17 protein-coding genes and 4 tRNA genes are annotated in these 21,037 nt (G+C 40.7%); 4 read left to right on the top strand and 17 right to left on the bottom strand.

Features of this window, described 5'->3' with window-relative positions; all coding sequences use genetic code 11:
- The first annotated feature begins 215 nt into the window (after positions 1-215).
- On the top strand, positions 216-1,850 hold the full coding sequence (locus R1T16_RS11565; protein WP_317501264.1) for a hypothetical protein: 1,635 nt from the start codon (positions 216-218) through the stop codon (positions 1,848-1,850).
- 64 nt (positions 1,851-1,914) lie between these two features.
- On the opposite strand, the gene R1T16_RS11560 is transcribed toward R1T16_RS11565, so the two are convergent.
- Positions 1,915-2,349 carry a carboxymuconolactone decarboxylase family protein gene (locus tag R1T16_RS11560; RefSeq protein ID WP_411162030.1) on the bottom strand — a complete coding sequence of 145 codons (435 nt, stop codon included), beginning with the start codon at positions 2,347-2,349 and terminating at the stop codon, positions 1,915-1,917.
- Positions 2,350-2,452: 103 nt separating this feature from the next.
- Positions 2,453-3,022 (bottom strand): Crp/Fnr family transcriptional regulator, encoded by a 570-nt coding sequence (locus R1T16_RS11555; RefSeq protein WP_317501262.1) that lies wholly within the window; start codon positions 3,020-3,022, stop codon positions 2,453-2,455.
- 90 nt (positions 3,023-3,112) lie between these two features.
- On the opposite strand from R1T16_RS11555, the gene R1T16_RS11550 reads away from it, so the two are divergent.
- Both R1T16_RS11550 and R1T16_RS11545 read left to right on the top strand, forming a co-directional pair.
- Positions 3,113-5,248 (top strand): S46 family peptidase, encoded by a 2,136-nt coding sequence (locus R1T16_RS11550; RefSeq protein WP_317501261.1) that lies wholly within the window; start codon positions 3,113-3,115, stop codon positions 5,246-5,248.
- A gap of 228 nt (positions 5,249-5,476) precedes the next feature.
- A complete protein-coding gene (locus R1T16_RS11545) occupies positions 5,477-5,692 on the top strand; it encodes a hypothetical protein (RefSeq protein ID WP_317501260.1) in 216 nt (71 codons plus the stop codon).
- Positions 5,693-5,857: 165 nt separating this feature from the next.
- On the opposite strand, the gene R1T16_RS11540 is transcribed toward R1T16_RS11545, so the two are convergent.
- The 15 genes from R1T16_RS11540 to R1T16_RS11470 form a co-directional block, all read right to left on the bottom strand.
- Positions 5,858-6,778: an NPP1 family protein gene (locus R1T16_RS11540; protein WP_317501259.1), complete on the bottom strand. Its 921-nt coding sequence runs from the start codon at positions 6,776-6,778 to the stop codon at positions 5,858-5,860.
- A 264-nt stretch (positions 6,779-7,042) separates the two neighbouring features.
- Positions 7,043-7,942: a phosphatase PAP2 family protein gene (locus R1T16_RS11535; protein ID WP_317501258.1), complete on the bottom strand. Its 900-nt coding sequence runs from the start codon at positions 7,940-7,942 to the stop codon at positions 7,043-7,045.
- Positions 7,943-8,300: 358 nt separating this feature from the next.
- On the bottom strand, positions 8,301-9,359 hold the full coding sequence (locus R1T16_RS11530) for an acyltransferase (protein ID WP_317501257.1): 1,059 nt from the start codon (positions 9,357-9,359) through the stop codon (positions 8,301-8,303).
- A gap of 3 nt (positions 9,360-9,362) precedes the next feature.
- Positions 9,363-10,013, bottom strand: a complete 651-nt coding sequence (locus tag R1T16_RS11525; protein ID WP_317501256.1) for a DUF1349 domain-containing protein — start codon at positions 10,011-10,013, stop codon at positions 9,363-9,365.
- Between the two features lie 63 nt (positions 10,014-10,076).
- A complete protein-coding gene (locus R1T16_RS11520; RefSeq protein WP_317501255.1) occupies positions 10,077-12,293 on the bottom strand; it encodes a glycoside hydrolase family 3 C-terminal domain-containing protein in 2,217 nt (738 codons plus the stop codon).
- A 169-nt stretch (positions 12,294-12,462) separates the two neighbouring features.
- Positions 12,463-14,100 (bottom strand): DUF6377 domain-containing protein, encoded by a 1,638-nt coding sequence (locus R1T16_RS11515; RefSeq protein ID WP_317501254.1) that lies wholly within the window; start codon positions 14,098-14,100, stop codon positions 12,463-12,465.
- 53 nt (positions 14,101-14,153) lie between these two features.
- A complete protein-coding gene (locus R1T16_RS11510) occupies positions 14,154-14,381 on the bottom strand; it encodes a helix-turn-helix transcriptional regulator (protein ID WP_317501253.1) in 228 nt (75 codons plus the stop codon).
- Positions 14,382-14,584: 203 nt separating this feature from the next.
- A tRNA-Leu gene (locus R1T16_RS11505) sits at positions 14,585-14,670 on the bottom strand.
- Between the two features lie 15 nt (positions 14,671-14,685).
- Positions 14,686-14,758: transfer RNA gene (locus R1T16_RS11500), tRNA-Gly, on the bottom strand.
- An 88-nt stretch (positions 14,759-14,846) separates the two neighbouring features.
- The gene (locus tag R1T16_RS11495) at positions 14,847-15,356 is read right to left on the bottom strand and encodes a TlpA disulfide reductase family protein (RefSeq protein ID WP_317501252.1); all 510 of its coding nucleotides are present in this window, start codon (positions 15,354-15,356) and stop codon (positions 14,847-14,849) included.
- A 12-nt stretch (positions 15,357-15,368) separates the two neighbouring features.
- Positions 15,369-16,163: a hypothetical protein gene (locus tag R1T16_RS11490; protein WP_317501251.1), complete on the bottom strand. Its 795-nt coding sequence runs from the start codon at positions 16,161-16,163 to the stop codon at positions 15,369-15,371.
- A gap of 174 nt (positions 16,164-16,337) precedes the next feature.
- Positions 16,338-16,423, bottom strand: a tRNA-Leu gene (locus R1T16_RS11485).
- A 15-nt stretch (positions 16,424-16,438) separates the two neighbouring features.
- A tRNA-Gly gene (locus R1T16_RS11480) sits at positions 16,439-16,511 on the bottom strand.
- 288 nt (positions 16,512-16,799) lie between these two features.
- Positions 16,800-19,406 carry a DNA mismatch repair protein MutS gene (gene mutS / locus R1T16_RS11475; RefSeq protein ID WP_317501250.1) on the bottom strand — a complete coding sequence of 869 codons (2,607 nt, stop codon included), beginning with the start codon at positions 19,404-19,406 and terminating at the stop codon, positions 16,800-16,802.
- Between the two features lie 135 nt (positions 19,407-19,541).
- Positions 19,542-20,327, bottom strand: coding sequence for a TlpA disulfide reductase family protein (locus tag R1T16_RS11470; RefSeq protein WP_317501249.1), 786 nt, complete (start codon positions 20,325-20,327; stop codon positions 19,542-19,544).
- Between the two features lie 165 nt (positions 20,328-20,492).
- On the opposite strand from R1T16_RS11470, the gene R1T16_RS11465 reads away from it, so the two are divergent.
- Positions 20,493-21,032, top strand: a complete 540-nt coding sequence (locus R1T16_RS11465; RefSeq protein WP_317501248.1) for an RNA methyltransferase — start codon at positions 20,493-20,495, stop codon at positions 21,030-21,032.
- The last annotated feature ends 5 nt before the right edge of the window (positions 21,033-21,037 follow it).

The following is a 21,037-nucleotide window of genomic DNA, read 5'->3' as shown; positions in this document are numbered from 1 at the left end:
CAAAATGTAAATGTTATGCAAATTGAGCGATTCAGGACAAATTGAATTCGTCATTCACACATTTTCAATCAAATGTGTTTAAAAGTAGGTTAATGCATTTTTAATGCGTTTATTTTAACAAAACAGTAAAAGGTAAAAATATATTTACAATTTGCTGTAACATTTTATACCCTTTTACGTACAAATAGGCATAACCAATAATTTAAAAACAAAAAATGAAGAAGACAGTAGCAGTTGCAGTTTTATTAGTGATTGGATTTTTAATTTTCTACACAGCACTCCCGGTGCTTAATTACGGGTTTACAGGATTTGCCGTTATCCTGATCTTTATCCTGGTGGCAGCAGCCTTTACAACATCAGATAAAATCATCACCAGCAAAAAGGTAACTTTAAAACTCACTAAAGGAGGAAAAATAGCCTTAGGAATAGCCCTCGTGTTATTTTTATATGCCACATTATTACCGCTGTTTACAAGCGCGCCTATTTTCAGGAATCAGGATTACCGCGAAATGATAGGCAAGGTGAAGACCGGCGATAAAATGACTAACCACATTGCGCCTATATCCATCAACAAAGTAAGGGTGGTAGATGAAAACCTTGCGTATTTGCTTGGCGAAAAAATATTGGGTTCTGATCCTGCCCTGGGAAGTAAGTCAGAGCTTGGCGAATTTTTTATCCAGAAAGTGGGAGACGATCTATACTGGGTAGCACCATTGCTGCATTCAGGATTTTTTAAATGGCTTAATAACAGCGACGGTACCGAAGGCTATGTAATGGTTTCGGCAACTAACGAGCGTGACGTAAAGCTGGTACAAAACCTTAACGGAAAAGACCTGAAAATTAAATACCAGCCGGAAGCTTATTTTGGCAGCCAGATAGAAAGGCATACCTATTTTAACGGATATGCCACGACAGGCCTAGCCGATTTTAATTTTGAAATTGACGATACCGGAAAACCATTCTGGGTAGCTACAAAGTATGAAAAGAAAGTTGGCTTTGCCGGAGACGATGCTACAGGAGTGGTTCTTATTGATGCGCAAACGGGTGCGATAAACGAATACACCATTGCCAATACACCAAAATGGGTAGATAGGATACAGCCGATATCTTTTGTTGTAGAGCAGATGAACGACTGGGGCGAATATGTGCACGGTTACTGGAACTGGGCCAATACCGATAAGCTTATGATTACCGAAGACCTTACGCTTGTATATGGCGAAGATGGCCGTTCTTACTGGTACACGGGGGTATCATCTGTAGGTAAGGAAGAATCTGCGGTAGGTTTTGCGCTTATAGACACAAGGACTAAAGAAACTACTATTTACCACCAGAGCGGCGCTACAGAATATGCAGCACAAAGTTCTGCCGAGGGTAAAGTACAGGAAAAGGGCTATAAGGCATCGCTGCCTGTACCATATACCATCAACGGTATACCAACTTATGTAATGACGCTTAAAGATGGCGGCGGACTGGTAAAAATGTATGCGATGGTTTCTATTGGAGATTACACCATCGTGGGCGTGGGCAACACCATGCGCGAAACACTGATGTCGTACAAAAATGTTTACAACATGGCAGGTAACCGAATTAACCCTGATGATAAGGATACAAGAACAGTATTGAGTACTGTGGTAACACGTATACAGAGCGATATAAAAAACGGAAATAGCTTCTATTATTTTACGCTTAACGGAAACCCTAAGATATTCATCGGTTCGTCACAATTATCTAACGAACTGCCGGTGACGGTGGTGGGCGACAGTGTAAGAATTTCGTATGATACCGATAACGAAGAGGTGATAGATGTATCAACCTTTGACAATCTTAAACTGGGCGTTAAGAAAAAATAACCCTTGCAAAAAAAAGAAAGCCTCCTTAAAGGAGGCTTTCTTTTTTTTGCAAGAGAATCTAAAATTATGCAGGCATCATACCTGTAGTAATTGCAATACGGTTCCAGCCGTTAATTACGACAATAAGCATAATGACCTGTGCTATATATTTTTCGCCCAAAAGTGCAACAGCTTCATTATACGTTTTATCTGAAACGTGGCTTGTTATAAGGGTTACCTCTTCGGTTAGTGCAAGTAAAGCCCGCTCCTCAGGTGTAAAGAAAGGCGTATCTCTCCACGCGTTCAGCGTAAAAATGCGCTGCTGGCTCTCGCCATATTTAAGGGCATCTTTTGTGTGCATATCAAGACAAAAAGCACAGCCATTGATTTGTGAAGCCCTTATCTTGATAAGTTCTTTGTGGGTTTTAGAAACTTCTGTACCGGTAAGGTATTTTTCTAAGGCAAGCATTGCATTATAGCCTTCCGGTTCTACTTTAAACATGTTCATTCTTTTTTCCATGACGTTTAGTATTAATTTGTTATATGATTTGTACATGACAAATTTCCGCCAATGGATCATTAAAAAACTTAATCATGATTAAGAAATGATTTTTACCGAAAAATTATTTCTTCGCCCTGAGCTTACTTAAAAATTCGGGAGTAATACCAAGAAAGGATGCCAGCATATACTGGGGCACCCGCTGCACAAACTGAGGGTGCCTGCTGTTCATAAGGTGATACTGCTCCTCGCCGCTAAGGTTAAATATATAATGGATGCGGTTTAGCTGTGCAGAATAGGCTTTCTCTGCCACACGCCTAAAGTAGCGCTCCATCTGCGGAAGCCTGGTAAACATTTCTTCTTCATTCTTTTTATCAAGCACAATTACTTTTGCCTTTTCAACAGCCTGTATGCAATATCCTGATGGCAGGCCGGTTTTATAACTTGCATAATCGTTTATCCACCAGTCTTCTATACCAAATTGTATTACCTGCTCTGCCCCTTTTGCAGTGACAAGATACATTCTAAAACATCCTTCTGCCACAAAATAGTATTCGGTGCATACCTTTCCCGCCTCAAGCAAATGCTCTTTCTTTTTTACATCTCTTACTGTAAGCAGCGAAGTCAGGATATCTGCCTCAGCATCGGTAAGGCCTGCATGTTTTCTTATATGTGTAACAATTGAATCGAACATACTACTTATAATTATGACCGAAATATACAAATTATACCTTTTTCTAAATAATGTGTAACTTGCGCATCGCTTAAATAATTAAAATACAATATGAAATTATTACGACTGCTTGTCTTATTGCTTATACTTCCTGCCTATGCGCAGCAAGGCGGCATGTGGATTCCGTCCCTGCTTAAGGGAATGAACGAGAAAGAAATGAAGAGCCTTGGCATGAAAATGTCGGCGTCAGACATTTATGATGTAAACCATTCCAGCCTTAAAGATGCCGTACCACAGTTTAACGGCGGGTGTACATCTGAAGTTATTTCGTCGAAAGGACTATTACTTACTAACCACCACTGTGGTTTTGGTGAGATACAGTCGCACTCTACTGTAGAACACGATTACCTTGCTAACGGTTTCTGGGCCATGAGCCAGGCCGAAGAGCTACCAAACCCGGATCTCGAAGTAACTTTTATCGTAAGGATAGAAGATGTTACTACCCAGGTGCTTGAAGGTACTACTACAATTACCAACGAAAAAGACAAACAAAAGAAAATACAGGAAAACATAGCCAACCTTACCAAAACACTCCCTAAAGAGTCTTGGCAGGGCAACAGCATACGTACCTTTTATGAAGGCAACCAGTATATGCGTTTTGTAACCGAAACCTTTACCGATGTTCGCCTTGTGGGAGCGCCGCCGTCATCTATAGGTAAATTTGGATCGGACACCGATAACTGGGTTTGGCCGAGGCATACAGGCGACTTCTCGCTTTTCAGGATCTATGCCAACAAGGACAATAAGCCGGCAGATTATTCTAAAGAGAATGTGCCATATACCCCAAAATACTTCTTTCCTGTCTCTATAGGCGGTGTTAAGGAAGATGACTTTACACTTGTGTTTGGTTACCCAGGCAAAACGACCGAATACCTTCCGGCTGTAGCGGTAGACCAGATTGTGAACAGTCTTAACCCTGCAAAAATTGAAGTGAGGGATGCTGCCCTTAAAATAGCTGACGGCTTTATGCGTAAAGACCAGGCTATCAAAATTCAGTATGCTGCTAAATATGCACAGATTGCCAACTATTGGAAAAAATGGATAGGCGAAACTCAGGGTCTTAAAAAAAGTAATGCGATAGCACTTAAAAGAGCTTACGAAAAGGACTTTTTGGCAAAAGTAACCAAGGCAGGAAAGCAGGCAGAATACGGCAGCCTGATGGCCGAATTTGAAAAAAACTACGCTGAAATTGCACCTTATGCACTTAGCAGGGATTACTTTATTGAAGTTGTACTGCGTAATACCGAGCTTCTTGCTACAGCTTACAAAATGTACCAACTGGAAATCGCCTTCAACCGTAGTGGTGAGCAGTCATTTAATGACAGGAGAAACAACACAATCGCTGCACTCGAAGAAGTCTATAAAGACTTCAACAAAAACGTAGACGAGAAAGTGTTTGAACAGCTTATAGAACTTTATGGCACCAAATCACCTAAACAGTTCCTGCCAAAAGAACTTATTAATGCCAACTATAAAACCCTGACTACCGAAATTTACGGGCAATCTAAGCTTACATCATACAGTGGCGTGAAAGAGCTGCTGGCAGGCGATGCTAAAACAGCTATAGCAAGACTTAACAAGGACAAAGGCTATCAGCTTGTTAAGGCACTTACCGATGCCTTTAATGCTAACGTAGCCACTAGATATGAGGAGATAAACTTAAAGATAGCTTCGCTTCAGCGTACTTATATGAAAGGTATACTGGAACTAAGCCCTAAAGATGCGCGCATTTTCCCGGATGCTAACAGCACGCTGCGTGTAACATATGGCAAAGTAGATGGCTATGAGCCAAAAGATGCTACTTACTATAAACCTGTAACCTATCTTGATGGTGTAATAGAAAAATATGTGCCGGGAGATTATGAGTTTGACGTGCCTGCAAAACTGATTGACCTTTATAACAAGAAAGACTACGGCCGTTACGGAGAGAATGGCAAGATGCCTGTTTGCTTCATCGGGACTAACCATACTACAGGAGGAAACTCAGGAAGCCCTGCCATTGATGCAAGAGGTAATCTTATAGGACTTAATTTTGACCGTGTGTGGGAAGGTACCATGAGCGACATTCATTATGACCCGTCTATTTGCCGAAACGTGATGGTAGATATGCGCTACGTGTTATTTATTATAGACAAATATGCAGGTGCAAAACACCTTGTAGATGAGATGAAGGTCGTGGGTAAATAGCCAGGTTCACTTTTTTAAAATAAGTTTGTTCAGGCAAAGTAAGCACCCTAAGAATTTTATACTGCCACACTATTAAAAAGCTTACTGTTAAAAAGCACATTATAACTTGTAAACCCTTGTATTTAAAGGGAAAATGATTTGCAAAAAAAATTATCACAAATATATTGCGATATCAAAAAATTTATATCTTTGCTCCGAATTAATAATTAACCTTTATAATTTAGTAAGATGAAAAAAGTTGTTTTAAGCCTAGCTCTAGTAGCAATGATGAGTGTTTCTTTTGTTTCTTGTAAAGAAACTGCTAAAGAAGAAACTACAACAGAAGAAACTACAACTGTAGAAGAAACTCCAGCTGTTGAAGAAACTGCTCCAGTTGCTGATACTACTGCTGTTGATACTGCTGCTGCTCCAGCTGCAACTCCAGCTGCTGCTCCTGCTCACTAAGAATTTGCAAGGACTAGTAACTAGTTAAAGTATTTAAAAGCTCCCGCAATGCGGGAGCTTTTTTTATGTATTACTTCAAGACATTTAAACAAAAAACTGCCCTGTAAGGAGCAGTTTTAATAAATTGGCAAATCAGGTTAGCGTGGTATAATGTAAGGTCTTTATTTAATTGATTCCGCCCAGTAATGTTCCTACGGCAAAATCAGACTGGCTGCAGCCATCGGTTCCAAAAAGTCCGTCTGAACCTTTGCAGGATGCAAAATTCCAGTAAGCGCGGTCGCGGAATAATGGCCCTTTTCCTGAAGCGCCCCATGTACCGCTAAAGTTAAATTCGGTTTTTCCGCATTCCATCTGCTGGAGGTTATTCCAGGTTCCGTATTCATCTCCTGAATTCTCAGGATTTCTATAATCCCCGTAGTACGTACATTCATACCCAAAAAAGCTTGACGAGCGTGAATTGTGGTACATGCCATGCGCTTTTTTACCCACATAAGCCATTAGCCTTGTTCCGGCAGCAACATTGCGCCAGTCTTTAGTATACCATCCGCCGTGCTGAAAATAAGTTACGGTAAGGATACGTGACGTTGATTTCCTGAACTGGATCACAACGTGCTCCCAGTCATAATTGTGTCCGCCCTGCCCTGCTGCACATGGCTCCTGGTTTTTATAGGTAAACCAATAATCGATAAATACTTTATCTGAATCTGAAGGGTGCTGCTGTACATCAAAGTACGTTGGGAAAACCGGCGCTGTTGGCGAGGTCGTGTTAGTCAACGCAAGTGTGGCATCACACGTAATTGAAGATGGGTTAGAACTTGCCCACATATCTTCTACAGAGGTAGGATAGTCGGGTGCGGCGCGGTCAAATTTTACAAGTGGTGCAAACTGCGAAGCCCATTGTGATGCGTTGCTCCCCGTTACTTTTGTACCACTCTCGCTGCAGTTACAGTTAAGGAAGGTATGCACGTTATTGATTTTTTTCGGCCTGCTGAAATCTACATCCTCTTCTTCGATTGAGGGTGCAGAACATTGGTAAAAACCTACAAGACTGAACACTGCGAGTACTTTAAGAACATTTTTTTTCATAGTATAGAATTTAGTTGATTTGGATTATCAGAGACAGATCTGCCTTGGTATCCACGCCTCTTACACAAAGAACATTATCCTGTGTTAAGTACGTTATCCCATACAATTTTTAAATCATTACGCTAACGTTACGAATGTTAAACATGACACGTAATCTTTTAAATAATAAATAATTATGCTGTATTTAATTACGGTCGTATTCCTGAAACCAAAAAAGCCGCATCATTTTACTGATACGGCTTTTGGACTTATGTATAGAACTGTTTAAAACTTATAGCTCATATAAACACCATATTCGTTGGCTGCAACCTGCGGCAGTATCAATACTTCTTTTTTCTTCAGGAAAGGGTTCCATTTTATAAGAGGGTCAAGCATATACACTACTTTAGTAACTAATATGCCAATACCCGCCCCCACCACAACATCGCTAAACCAATGGGCGTTGTTCATGATACGCAGGGCGCCTGTACTAACAGCAAACACATAACCACTGTAGGCCAACAGTGGGCTAGAATCTTTAAACTCCTCATACAATACTGTGGCCGTTGTAAAAGCCTGCGTGGTATGTGCCGACGGAAAAGATTCATCGCCCATACTTACATTCGGTCGCATCTTGTGCACGTTCTTTTTAAGCGAATTGGTAATAAAATCGGTAAGTATATATGATATCGCCAGGTTCTTTGTCTGGTCAAACCAATGGTTCTTTGCCTTGACGCCAAAAGCATCTGCCGCATACAACTGCACTATGGGCGCATACCGTATATAATCATCTATACCTGTTTTAAAATCATTACCTACAGCATTGCGCACATTCGTTTTAAGCGATTTTTCAAAACCGCTCTTACTAAGTAACACACCTGCCGTGATCATACCTAACGGAATCGCCGTCTGCCGTATAAAACCGGACTTGGCTTTAGACTGCATAACTAAGGAATCACTATTTAATGCAAGCCCTGCAAATTCAGGTTTGAGCTCCGGCACAGGTTTAGCGGCATTAGACCTGGGTAGCTTCTGCGCCTTTTGCTTAGCTACCGAATCTTTTACTGCCGGTATATGCATTTTAAAACGCGCCTGCTCTTTTGGCGCCACAATTGAATCTGTTTGTGCTGAAGCTACAAACGAACACACAGATAAAACAACAAACAAAAATCCTTTTACTCTCATTCTAGTTCGATATAAATTAAACTATTCCACACATTATTTTGTTTCCAGACTGAAATCTTGTATAAGCCTGACAGTAATTTGTCTTATCGTTGAGTAGGGTGATGAAGATAATTTGAGCTGCGATACGATGCAGATTTAATTTAGTAAATTTTTCTTTACAGATTTAAACAAAAACACATTAAATCATTAACTGTTAGTATTTTAAAACGATGGTGTTATCCAATTAGTATGCCGTAAAACGTTAAAAATGAGATTAGGCAATAAAAAAGCCGACGGTAATTTACCGTCGGCCATCGCAAAAACAACCGGCATAAAGCCCTAACTCTTTAACCCGGAGTCGTTTTAAGCAAACACTATATTATGAGACTGTCTTACGAATTAAAAACTTCCGGCGAAGCCATTGGCGTACCGGCTCGTCATACAATTTAAGTAATGCATATGCCAGAAGTACAAAGAATAGCACTAAGCCCACCGACACAAGCCATATTGTGGCAGTATCGGGTTTTGCAGCATATATCCATGAGGTATAGATATAGATGAACGGATAGTGCAGTATGTAAATAGGATACGATATATCCCCTGAAAATTTACACAATTTAGCCCATCTGCCATTTATAGTACCTCCGGCACCGGCAGCCACTATCATAGGAAATGCGATGATAATACATGCCGCTTCATACAAACCGTTAAACCTGAATGTAGGGAGGCAAAACAATACGGTTAATGCTACAGAGCAAAAAAGGTAGGCATTGGGTATCCTGATAAGTTTACCGGCACGGAAAAGCAACAGCCCGCCAAAAAACGGGAACATCATTCGCACAAAAGCGATCCAGAAAGTATCATAACCCCAGCCTGTGCCCAGGTTTCCACGCCACGATGCCGTAACTATGAGCGCCGCTGCACTAAGTGTTACCAATATCCATAAAGCAGTACTGCTTAGCTTTCTGCCTACAACCGCATAAATAAAGTTGGCTATATACTCCTGTAACAACGACCAAAACGGCCCATTAATAGAATGGGTTTCATTCCATCCCCTTACGTCAGGTACCGGAAGCAGCGTCATTGCCAACAACGATATGCCCGCTACCTGCAAAAAGTTATATTTTTGTATGCTTTCAGTATACGGATCCAACAGTATGCACACACCCGCTATCACAGCACTTACAATTACCAGCGGATGCAGTCGCACCAGCCGTATCTTAAAAAAATCTTTGAATGTCATGCTCCCCCAACGGTCATCATACGCATAACCAATTACAAAACCCGACAGCAGAAAGAAAAAATCTACTGCAAGAAAAGCATGGTGCATAGGATGGATGTTCACGTCGGGATAAAAAGCCTCGATCAGGTGAAAAATAACAACAAGCAGCGCAGCTGTTCCGCGAAGGCCGTCTAAAATAGGATAATGCGGTTTCATCGCTTACTCCTTATGATTTTTAAGCCATTCCAGCCTGCGCTGGTCTGCCAGGTGTTTCACCGAAAAATTCTCAAACTTTGCTTCAAAACCATTACCATCCGGGCATGCAGCCATAAGCCCTACCATTACCGGAGTGTTATCCTGTAACGGAGCATTGCGGGTCATGATGTAATTTTTATCATCATATGAATAAAACACTTCAACAGCATCAAGCCTGCGCACAACTTTTATCCATACAAAAGGAGGCGTTTTATCTAAAGCTGTTACACTCCAGTCGCTCTTTTCGTGTGTTACCACAGTACTGATGTTGAATTTACCGTCTACAAATTCTACTCCTGTTTTAATATAGTTATCTTCGTCTATACGGAGCATAAGGCCCATTTGGTCAAAACGCTCTTTATAAGCTCCTGTAATTTTTACTTTGGCTTCAAACTCCCCGCCATAAGTCGTATAGTAAAATGGAGCATCGTCAACGGTAAAACCGTAGTGCGATATGCGCCAGTAGTCGCTTTTAGGCGTTACCTGCATGGTAAGTGCATTATTCTTGATTTCCCATTTTGCGGGTTCGTTAAACCACTGCATTTTTTCCAGGCTCTGCGCCGCTGCCTGCTGCAGGGCAAGCAACGATATGATACCGATAAAGATTTTTTTCATTATTTGTTTATTGGTGATTGATTGGTTAAAAACAGGCTGTAACAAAAGTTACAGCCCAATCTGTTATTTCAAGGTAAATTTCACTTTTGTTTTCACATCAGATGATGATGCGCCAATGATAGCTTCAAAATCGCCCGGTTCTGCAACCCAGTCGTGTTTCCTGTCATCAAAAAAGCTTAATGCCGATTTATCCAGTGAGAACGTTACTGTTTTTTCCTCACCCGCTTTAAGCCGTACCTTTTCAAAACCTTTAAGTTCTTTTACAGGCCTTGGTAAAGACGATTTAAGGTCGGCAATATAGAGCTGAACGATCTCCTGTCCGTCGCGCTTACCAGTATTCTTTACTTTTACAGTAATCGTAATTTTATCTGATGCCGAAATTTCCCTTTTATCGGCCGATGCTTTACCGTATTCAAACGTGGTATACGTAAGTCCGTGGCCAAAAGGGAACAGCGGTTTGATGTTTTGTTTTTCATTCCAACGGTAGCCTACAAATATGCCCTCTTTGTAATGCACTTCTTCTCCGCCCGGGAATTCGCCAAACAAATGCGCCGGATTATCTTTAAGCTGTGCAGGGAATGTAAACGTAAGCTTACCCGACGGATTTACGTCGCCTACCAATACAGCAGCCAATGCACTGCCCGCTTCTGTACCCAGAAACCAGCCCTGAACAATGCCCGACACCTGTTTAGCCCATGGCATAGCCACCGCGTTGCCCGATATGTTTACAAACACTACGTTCTTATTTACTTTAGCCAATTCGCTTATAAGCTTATTCTGATCATAAGGAAGCTCTAACCCTTTACGGTCGTTACCTTCGCTATCCTGAAAGTCGCTTTTATTAAGCCCTCCCACAAAAATCACAACATCGGCAGATTTTGCCACTTTCAGCGCTTCATCCATAAGTTCTTTAGCAGAACGCTTATCTTGAAGATTCTGACCCGAAACTACCCCATTGTAATCGCTGCTGGCGTCGCCTACATAGCCACGTGCGTAGATTACCTCTGCCTGGCTGCCCACCCTTTTTTTGATGCCATCCAGCGGAGATATTTCATATTTCGCCTTAAGCGAAGAGCTTCCGCCGCCTACTGTCATCATTTTGATGGCATTCTCGCCTATAACAGCTATTTTCTTAGTCTTAGCAAGATTTACAGGCAATACGTTGTTTTTGTTTTGAAGCAGCACGATGCCTTCCTCGGCAATTTTTCGGGCTGCAAGTGCATGCTCTTCTGTGCCAAAAGAACCCCACGGCCTGTTCTTATCCATTGTAGTCAAAAAAGAAAGTCGCAGAATACGGCGCACTTTATCATCAAGTTCTTTAGTACCCACTTCGCCCTTTTTAATCAGGTCCAGATAAGGCGCCGCAAGATAATAGTTATCATACGCATTGCTCTTACCCCATGCAAGGCCGTCTGTCCAGCTGCCAAATTCCATATCCAATCCGTTAAATATTGCTTCCCGGGTATTGTGAGCACCACCCCAATCGGCTACAACAGCCCCCTTAAAGCCCCATTCCCCTTTAAGAATATCGTTTAGCAGGTATTGATTATGGCAGTTTTGCTGTCCTTTGTATTTATTATACGACCCCATGATTGTCCATGAATCCCCTTCAGTAACCGCAGCCTTAAAGGCGGGAAGATAAATTTCGTATAGAGCACGGTCATCTACCACCACATTAACGCTATGACGGTTGGTTTCCTGATTGTTTAGTGCAAAGTGCTTTACACAGGCCGCAACACCATTAGACTGCACACCCTGAATATAGGGAACAACCATTTTAGAAGTTAAGAACGGATCTTCGCCCATGTATTCAAAATTGCGCCCGTTGAGCGGACTGCGGTAATTATTTACCCCAGGCCCCAACAGTACATTCTTATTACGGTAGCGCGCTTCTTCTCCTAACGATTTTCCGTACAGCCTGGCCAATTCTTTATTCCACGTTGCAGAAAGGGCTGTTAGGGCAGGAAATGCAATACACGAATCGTTTGTCCATCCTGCCTGAGACCATTCATCCCACAGCACTTCAGGGCGTATTCCGTGAGGGCCGTCGGTCATCCAGTTTTCAGGGATACCTAAGCGGGGCACTCCGGGCGAACTGAATTTAGACTGTGCGTGTATCATGGCGATCTTCTCTTCAACCGTCATTCGCGAAAGTGCATCCTCAACCCTGTCTTTAATAGGTTTACTGTCATTCAGGTAAACAGGCACAGTGGTTTGCGCCTGCGTACCGAACGAACCAAACAAAAGAGCTGTAACAAATACTCTTATCTTTTTATTCATGTTTCAATATTTAAGGTGATCTCTATTTTTTGGTAAAACTATAACGTTATAGTACACGCCGGATTTCTACACTCAAAAAAGTAGCAAACAATAAAGATTAACATTATGACTATCAAATAAATAACCATATTATAACAATCAAAAAAAGTAGTAAAATAATAGCCTTATCTTAGGCTCTTGAAGGTAAAAGTCCGATTTTTGAGACCATGACCTCAAACTCATCACGGGAAACAGCAGCTTTATTCCTGGCCTTAGTGCGGTAGTTATAAATAGTGCTTAAAGAGTAGCGGAGAAAGGCAGCAATCTTTACGCTGTCGGTAATGCCCAGGCGCACGAGTGCAAAAATACGCAGTTCGGTATTTAGCAATTCACCCTGTTTTACAGTTACCTGCTCTTCGGGTACGAGGAGGGCATTAAAATCTTTTACAAAAGTAGGATACAGGTTGATAAAGATTGTATCAAAGGTTTTGTACAGCTCTTCGATCTCGTTATCTACCACTGTTGTAGATTTCAGCATTTTAAAAAGCTCGTCAAGCTGTTTGTCGGCAGCCTTACGGTTGAGCGATTTGCGGTAATCCTCCAGCTTGTTAATATACGTTGAGCACAGATCAAAAAAATGCGCAATATATTCTTCTTTTACATGGTTTGATTCTGATAGCTGTGCGTTGCTTTCATGCAGCTGCTCGTTGGTAATAGTAATCTCCGAATTTAGGCCGGCCAGCTTTTGGCTTGTTATGTATAGCTCTTCCTTTATCTTTGATACTCTGCGCATCTGTTTGTACACATGGACTACGGCAAGGATAAGAAAAAAAGAAAGTATGCTGATCAGCATCAGGTAAAGCTGTAACTGGCTCTTTCCTTTCGCTTCCTTTTCAAGATAAGCAGTATTGATGATGGAATACAGCTCTGACATTTGCAGCGTGCGAAACTTTACATTACAAAAGATAGCATCTTCAATAGCCGACCTGGTAAATTTATAGGCGTTGTCTATATCACCGGCTTCGTAGAAAATCAGGGCAAGGTTTTGTACCGCAGCATTATCGCGTATTGCGTTCTTAATATCGGCAGTTGCCGAAACAGCATAATATTCCTTTTGCTTTTCGGGATTGTTTTTTAATCCGCTAATATCGCCCAGCAGATAAGCTGTCATGGCATAATCGGCATTTTTATCTTTAGCTGTTTCTAAAAGATGCAGCAGATCTTTTTGGGCGATGTCAATTTTGTTGTGGTAGATATTTTTCTGTGACATCGCTATCTTATATTTAACTGATGCAAGGTCAAGCACTATAAGCAGCGAATCACGGTACATTTCTATCTTTTTAGCGTAGGCTTCGTTATAGCTGTTCGTAGCATAATGTTCAAAAAACTGGCTGTAGAATTCGTAATATAACGGCAGCAATGATTTTGAAAGGCTGTTCCTGTTTATTCCTTTCAAGATGCCTTCGGCTTCGCGAAATTTACCCGAAGAAGAGTATAAATTTGCCAGTTGCAGCTGCGATTCATTTTTTAATACTTCATCGTTTAAATCTGACGCAATGACAAGGTTTCTCTGAATATAAGCAATAGCCGAATCAAGCCTGAATTTGCGGTATTCTTTATAAAGGCTTTTGTTTACCTCATATTCCCTGAGACGGGATAATCCGTCTTCTTTAAGCCTTTTTAGTCCAGATATACGTTCTTCCCTTTTTTGCGAATACTCACTTTTATTCTTTATGGCAGCATCAAGCTCTGCAAAAGCCAAACGGCTGTTTTGTGCACTGCAAAAGGCACAAACAAGCAGCAAAGAAATAAAAAGGAAGTTTTTCACGCAGCAGTTATTGAGAACCGCAAATGTAATAAATCAATTAAAGATAAAGTATGTTAAAGATCAATATTCAGCAGTTCACCCGTGCTTACTCCGAGCCCTTTTGCCAGCTCCAGCAGTGTCGTGAACCCAAAATTCTTTCCGCCCTCTTCTATAGAAGCAACATCGCTTTTAGTGAGTGTACTCCTGTTTACGATATCGGCATGGGTCATACCCAGTTTTTCGCGAAGCTGCCTTACGTGCTCGCCAAATTTTACCAGTCGTTTATCTTTAAACTTTAACATGTCTTTTTTGAGGATGATTGATGATTAATCGCCGTTATCCTCAATTGTTAAAATTAAAGAGCAGTATAAATAGCGGGAGGGCTAATTCATATTTGGTATAAATTAAAACTATAGACAGGTTAATCTATGAAATGAAAAAAGTAGACTCCCGCTAAGAAAAATATTCAAACGAAAAAAGCCTTAAACTTTCGTTTAAGGCTTCGTACTCAAGGCGGGACTTGAACCCGCACGGGCATTACTACCCACTGGATTTTAAGTCCAGCGTGTCTACCAATTCCACCACTCGAGCATTATTAGTAGTCTGAGCGAAAAACGGGATTCGAACCCGCGACCTCAACCTTGGCAAGGTTGCGCTCTACCAACTGAGCTATTTTCGCATTTGGTTACCGCTGTTTGTATCAGTAATTCGGTTGCAAATGTAGTAAAGTTTCGCTTTATGCAAAACAAAACTATTAGAAATCTATGTTATTTTTTCAGGGCTTTTTTTATTCCATTACGCAGTGAGCGTATTCCGCCTTTTCGGTATCCGGCATCCATTTTTATCAGCTTTCCCTGCTTACCATATAGCATAGTGGTGGGGTAACCAATTATAGTTACGTTCAGGGCTTTCGGAATATTGTCGCCGTTTTTGTAGGTAGACGCATAATTGGGCTTCTTGTAATTAAAATAATCAATTACATCATCCTGTGTATCTGAATGATTGATACCAATGATCACGAGGTCATCCTTAAATTCTTCCTGAAGTTTTACAAGATCAGGAATAGCCATAAGGCAGGGCGCACAACCCCTGTACCAAAAATCAAGCAGTACTACTTTTCCTTTTAATTGGCTCAGATTTACAGTTGTATTGTTATGCAGCTTCATTTCAAAATCAGGAAGGCTTAAGTTTTTAGTGTCGTTTTGGGAAGTGGCTGTAAACAAGCTCATTGCCATTACAAAACAGCATAATAGCATTTTTATAGTCCTGGTTCTCATGCTGGTAATCCTTTACTTTTTTATCTTTTTATTAAACTCATTATAACGCTCACTTGCAACGATGGTTTCATCTTTTTCTATTTTAAAATCTTCCCGTGTTATATTTGGATTTATATCTAAATAGTCTACCTCATAATAGTGGTATTGCTCCATGTTTTCCCAACGAAGGAACGATGAGAAAGCAATCGGTAAAAGGTCTGATTTCCGTATATAATGTTTTTCAACATTGTCCCTAACATCTTCCTTATCTTTAAATGTAATGGTAAACACATATACCGGCACACCATAAAGCTTATCTTCTTTAAACCCTATCATACCTGCTGACGGCGCATATCTGCCAAAAGGCGTCTTAATCTTTGTATATTCACTCAGCAACAGATCACCATAGTCTTTTACTACAGACTCTCTCATTTTGCTGTCACTCTCAATAAAGTTATTCGTAAGCTTATCCGGAAAATCTACCGAACGATCAGTAAGAAATGACCTCTTGCCATCATATTTTCTATGTATGTAAGAATGCCTTTCTAATGCTGTTTCCGTTCCATCAATTATATTATAAGCTTTCATCTTGTCTCTTGGCGCGATGTATAGCGAACACACAGCAACTGTATGTACGGTATCCCTTCTTGAAAGAAGTTTCTTGTCATATTTAATCTTATACACCACCGTTTTTATACTGGCGATAGAATCATCTATCTTAAAGAGCAGTTCTTTTACCTGTGCATCGGTAAGTTGCGCATTGCATTTCAGTGAGCCAGACAGTGTTATTATAAGCGCATACAATAAAAATAAGGATTTCTTTATCATGATTATTTTAAAAAGATAAAGCCTAATGTAATAAAAAAATTACATTCTGATTAAAAAATCATTTTTACACCGCAATAATTCTACGGCATCCTGAAGGTTAGCCTTGATCTTTAAGAAGTTTCCCCTGTTAATTAATCAAAAAAAAAACCTTAAACTTTCGTTTAAGGCTTTTTGTACTCAAGGCGGGACTTGAACCCGCACGGGCATTACTACCCACTGGATTTTAAGTCCAGCGTGTCTACCAATTCCACCACTCGAGCATTATTAGTAGTCTGAGCGAAAAACGGGATTCGAACCCGCGACCTCAACCTTGGCAAGGTTGCGCTCTACCAACTGAGCTATTTTCGCATTTGGTTACCGCTGTTTGTATCAGTAATTCGGTTGCAAATGTAGCACTTAAATTCAATTTCGCAAACGTTTCCCAAAAAAAAATCAGATAAAAAATATAACTTTCTGATAACGTTTAGCTTAAAATGTAAAAAAAATTAGTTCTCAGGACACACCTCCTTCTTATCATCTCAAGACTTTAAGAATCCATGTTTACAATAGGGATTTTCGACTTCGTTACACTACGACTAACTCGAGGTTGAAATCCGACTGAGGAAGCAATGAACCTCGCGACACTGAACACGGACACTACTTTGTCAGCATCCTTTTTATCTCGTTTAGTTTCATTAACGCTTCAACCGGCGTAAGCGTATTGATGTCCAGGTTTACAATCTCCTCTTTAATTTCTTCCAGCAAAGGGTCATCAAGATTAAAGAAGCTTAGCTGCAGTTCGTCTTTTGCTGCTACCTTACCATTACCCAGTGCTTCGCCCGAATGATCTTTCTCCAGCTTTTTAAGTAGTTTTTGCGCCTTCTGTATTACCGTTTGCGGCATCCCCGCCATCTTGGCGACATGGATACCAAAACTGTGTGCAGAACCGCCTTTTACAAGCTTACGGATAAACAGCACCGTATCTTTAAGTTCTTTTACCGACACATTAAAATTCTGAATACGGTCAAAGATATCCTGCATCTCATTCAGTTCGTGGTAATGCGTGGCAAATAACGTTTTTGGCTGCGCCGGGTGCTCATGCAGAAATTCGGCGATAGCCCATGCGATGGAAATACCGTCGTAGGTACTCGTTCCACGGCCAATCTCATCAAGCAGAATAAGGCTCCTGTCTGATAAATTGTTAAGGATGCTTGCCGTTTCGTTCATCTCGACCATAAAGGTAGATTCACCCATCGAGATATTGTCTGACGCCCCTACCCTTGTAAATATCTTATCTACAATACCCATGCGCACGCTTTCAGCAGGAACAAAACTTCCCATCTGTGCAAGCAGCACTATCAACGCCGTTTGGCGAAGAATAGCCGATTTACCCGACATATTGGGCCCTGTGATCATAATAATCTGTTGTGCGCTGCGGTCAAGGTAAACATCATTAGTTATATAAGGCGTTCCTACCGGCAATTGCTTTTCTATAACCGGGTGGCGGCCTTCTTTTATCTCAAGGTCAAAACTATCATCGATAACCGGGCAAACATATTTGTTTTCTATAGCCAGCTGTGCAAACGACGACAGGCAGTCTACCTGCGCCACGAGGCTGGCATTTAACTGAACCGGTTTTATGTAGGTTGATATCCATACTACGAGCTGTTCAAATAACTGAGTTTCCAGCGCATGTATCTTTTCTTCGGCACCAAGTATCTTGGTTTCGTATTCCTTAAGCTCTTCAGTAATATAACGTTCGGCATTTACAAGTGTTTGCTTGCGTATCCACTCTGCCGGAACTTTATCCTTGTGCGTATTACGAACTTCTATATAATACCCGAATACATTATTGAAAGATATTTTAAGTGATGAGATTCCGGTCGCTTCCGACTCTCTTCTCTCAATCCCTTCAAGATATTCCTTACCCGTATTTGATATATTCCTTAAATCATCAAGTTCCGGGTGGATGCCCATCGCAATAGCATTTCCTTTATTAATGGAAACAGGCGCATCTGGATGTAATGTAGTTTTAATCTTTTCGCGAAGCAGGTCGCAGGCATGCAGGCTGTCGCCGATGGCTTTTAATGCTTCATTTTTACTTTCCAGTGCCAGCGCCTTGATAGGCACAATGGCATCTAATGAATCTTTAAGATAAACCACCTCACGCGGACTTACTTTTCCCGTCGCGATCTTAGAGATGAGGCGCTCAAGGTCGGATATTTGTTTTATCTGGTACTGTATCTTGCTAAGGGTATCCTGGTTATCTTTTAAATAAGCCACTACCTCATGGCGGGCGCGTACTTTGTTGGCATCCTTTAAGGGCAATGCAAGCCAGCGTTTCAGCAGTCGGCTTCCCATTGGTGAAAGCGTTCTGTCTATTACATCAAGTAATGTTACGGCGTTAAGGTTTGGACTTTGGTACAATTCGAGGTTACGTATGGTAAACCGGTCCATCCACACATAGGCATCTTCGGCAATACGCTGAATTGACGTAATATGCTGCACTTTATTATGCTGGGTTTCTGATAAATAATACAACACTGCACCCGATGCAATAATACCTTCCTGAAGTTCTTCAACACCAAAACCTTTAAGGGAGTTAGTTCCAAAATGCGAAGTAAGGCTCTCGAAGGCATAATCTTCTTTATATACCCAGTCTTCCAGGTAAAACGTATGAAAATCATCGCCAAAGGTTTCCCTGAAATTATTCTTTTCCGCCTTAGGCACAAGCACCTCACTCGGACTAAAATTTTGTAACAATTTGTCTATATATTCTTCATTACCCTGTGCCGTAAGAAATTCTCCCGTAGACACATCAAGAAATGAAATACCTAAACTTCTCTTACCAAAATGAACCGAAGCCAGAAAGTTATTGCTCTTGGCATGCAGCACCTCATCGTTCATTGATACACCGGGAGTAACCAGTTCGGTCACGCCGCGTTTCACGATGGTCTTGGTCATTTTTGGATCTTCTAGCTGGTCACATATTGCAACCCTTAGTCCTGCTTTAACCAGTTTTGGCAGATACGTATTTAAAGAGTGGTGCGGGAATCCGCATAACGCGGTTTCAGAATCGCTGCCCGCTCCCCTTTTGGTAAGCACTATACCTAATATTCCGGCTGCCCTTACGGCATCTTCGCCAAAGGTTTCGTAAAAATCACCCACACGAAACAACAGGCACGCATCAGGGTACTTTGCCTTGATCTCGTTATACTGTTTCATTAAGGGGGTTTCTTTGGGTGCTTTTTCTTTAGTAGCCAATTGAAATATGGTTTAAATTTTCGTAATGGGCGAAGTTACTTAAATTCTGAAACACTTAAATGCGGTGTTGGTAAATGGTGGATAACTTGTGAAAGACCTACACCTTATTTTAAAAGCAGCATGAAGCACATCATTTTATTTCGGCAATAATTTTCTTATCTCTTTTGCGATATTTTCCAAATTATCAGCTGCATTTCCGGTGGAAACAAACCTGACAACTCCATTTTGATCTATCAGAAAATTTTTAGGAATTGAATTTAATGCATAATCATTCCATATTTTTTTATCAGGGTCAATACCAAAATTAAAATTGAGGCCGTCAGCCTTTAATTTTAATACTTTTTTTGCCACTTTTTCTTTCGTTTCGCCTTTTGAGATTGCCAAAAATACAAAGTCAACATTTTTAAATGGCTTAAGGATTTTTTCAGGAATATCATAAAATTCCATCAGGCAGGGACCACACCAGGTTGCCCAAAAATTGACCAGAACAACTTTACCTTTTAAATCAGAAAGTTTTACTTCAGTACCATCAATTAATTTTAATGTAAAGTCTTTTGCAGTGTCGTTTACATTTAAAATATACTCTTCGTTTTTAGAAACAGCCATACTCCCTTCTGTTTCAGCACCACTTTTTTTAAGATTCTCAATTTTTTCACTCTCATAAAATAAAGAAACCAATATTATAAATTCCTTTTCCCCTATTTTATCCCCAAACTTTTCAGCAAGCTCATTTCTTTGTTTTTCCGAAACCCCTTTGCTCATAGCTTTGATATAACCTTCATTACCATACTTTTCAACTTGTTCCATAGTAACGATCTCATTATTGATTATTATCACATTCTCGGGCTTTTTGCCAACAGCAGCTTGTCCGTAAATGAATTGAGCAACTATAAAAAGAGTAAAACAAATTATTTTTTTCATGGTTTAAATTTTATTATCCATAATTTACTATCGCCTAAAGTAATATTTATTTTTCCAATAAGTTAAATCTCACTTTCAATTAACACAACAAGAATCATTGTAAACACTTTTGCTAAAACATTATGATATATGTAAATTTGTCATCATCTATTCCAAAAAACAAACATGAGAAAATTAGCCAACAGCGAACTGGGTCGTAAAAGCATAGAAGATTTTAAAGAGGCCGAAAAGACCCCGCTGATCCTTATACTTGACGACATACGAAGCCTGCACAATATCGGGTCGGTTTTTCGTACTGCCGATGCCTTTCTTATTGAAAAAATATACCTGTGCGGCATTACCGCTACACCCCCTAACAAAGAGATACACAAAACTGCACTGGGCGCTACCGATACCGTTGCCTGGGAATATGAAAAAGATGTGCTTGAGGTAATAACCAGATTACAGGATGAAAACACCGAAGTCTGGGCTATTGAGCAGGTGGAGAATTCGGTTTACCTGAATGATTTCCAGCCTGAAGAAGGAAAGAAATATGCGCTTGTTTTTGGCAACGAAGTAAAAGGCGTATCGCAGGAAGCCATTAAACTGTGCAGCGGAACCATCGAGATTCCGCAACTGGGAACTAAACATTCCCTCAACATTTCGGTAAGTGCGGGTATTGTGGTGTGGGATATCTTCCAAAAAAACTATACAAGCGCTAATTAGTCGGC

Source organism: Flavobacterium sp. DG1-102-2 (assembly GCF_033042555.1).
Lineage (GTDB): Bacteria > Bacteroidota > Bacteroidia > Flavobacteriales > Flavobacteriaceae > Flavobacterium.
This window is presented reverse-complemented; position numbering and strand designations above follow the sequence as displayed.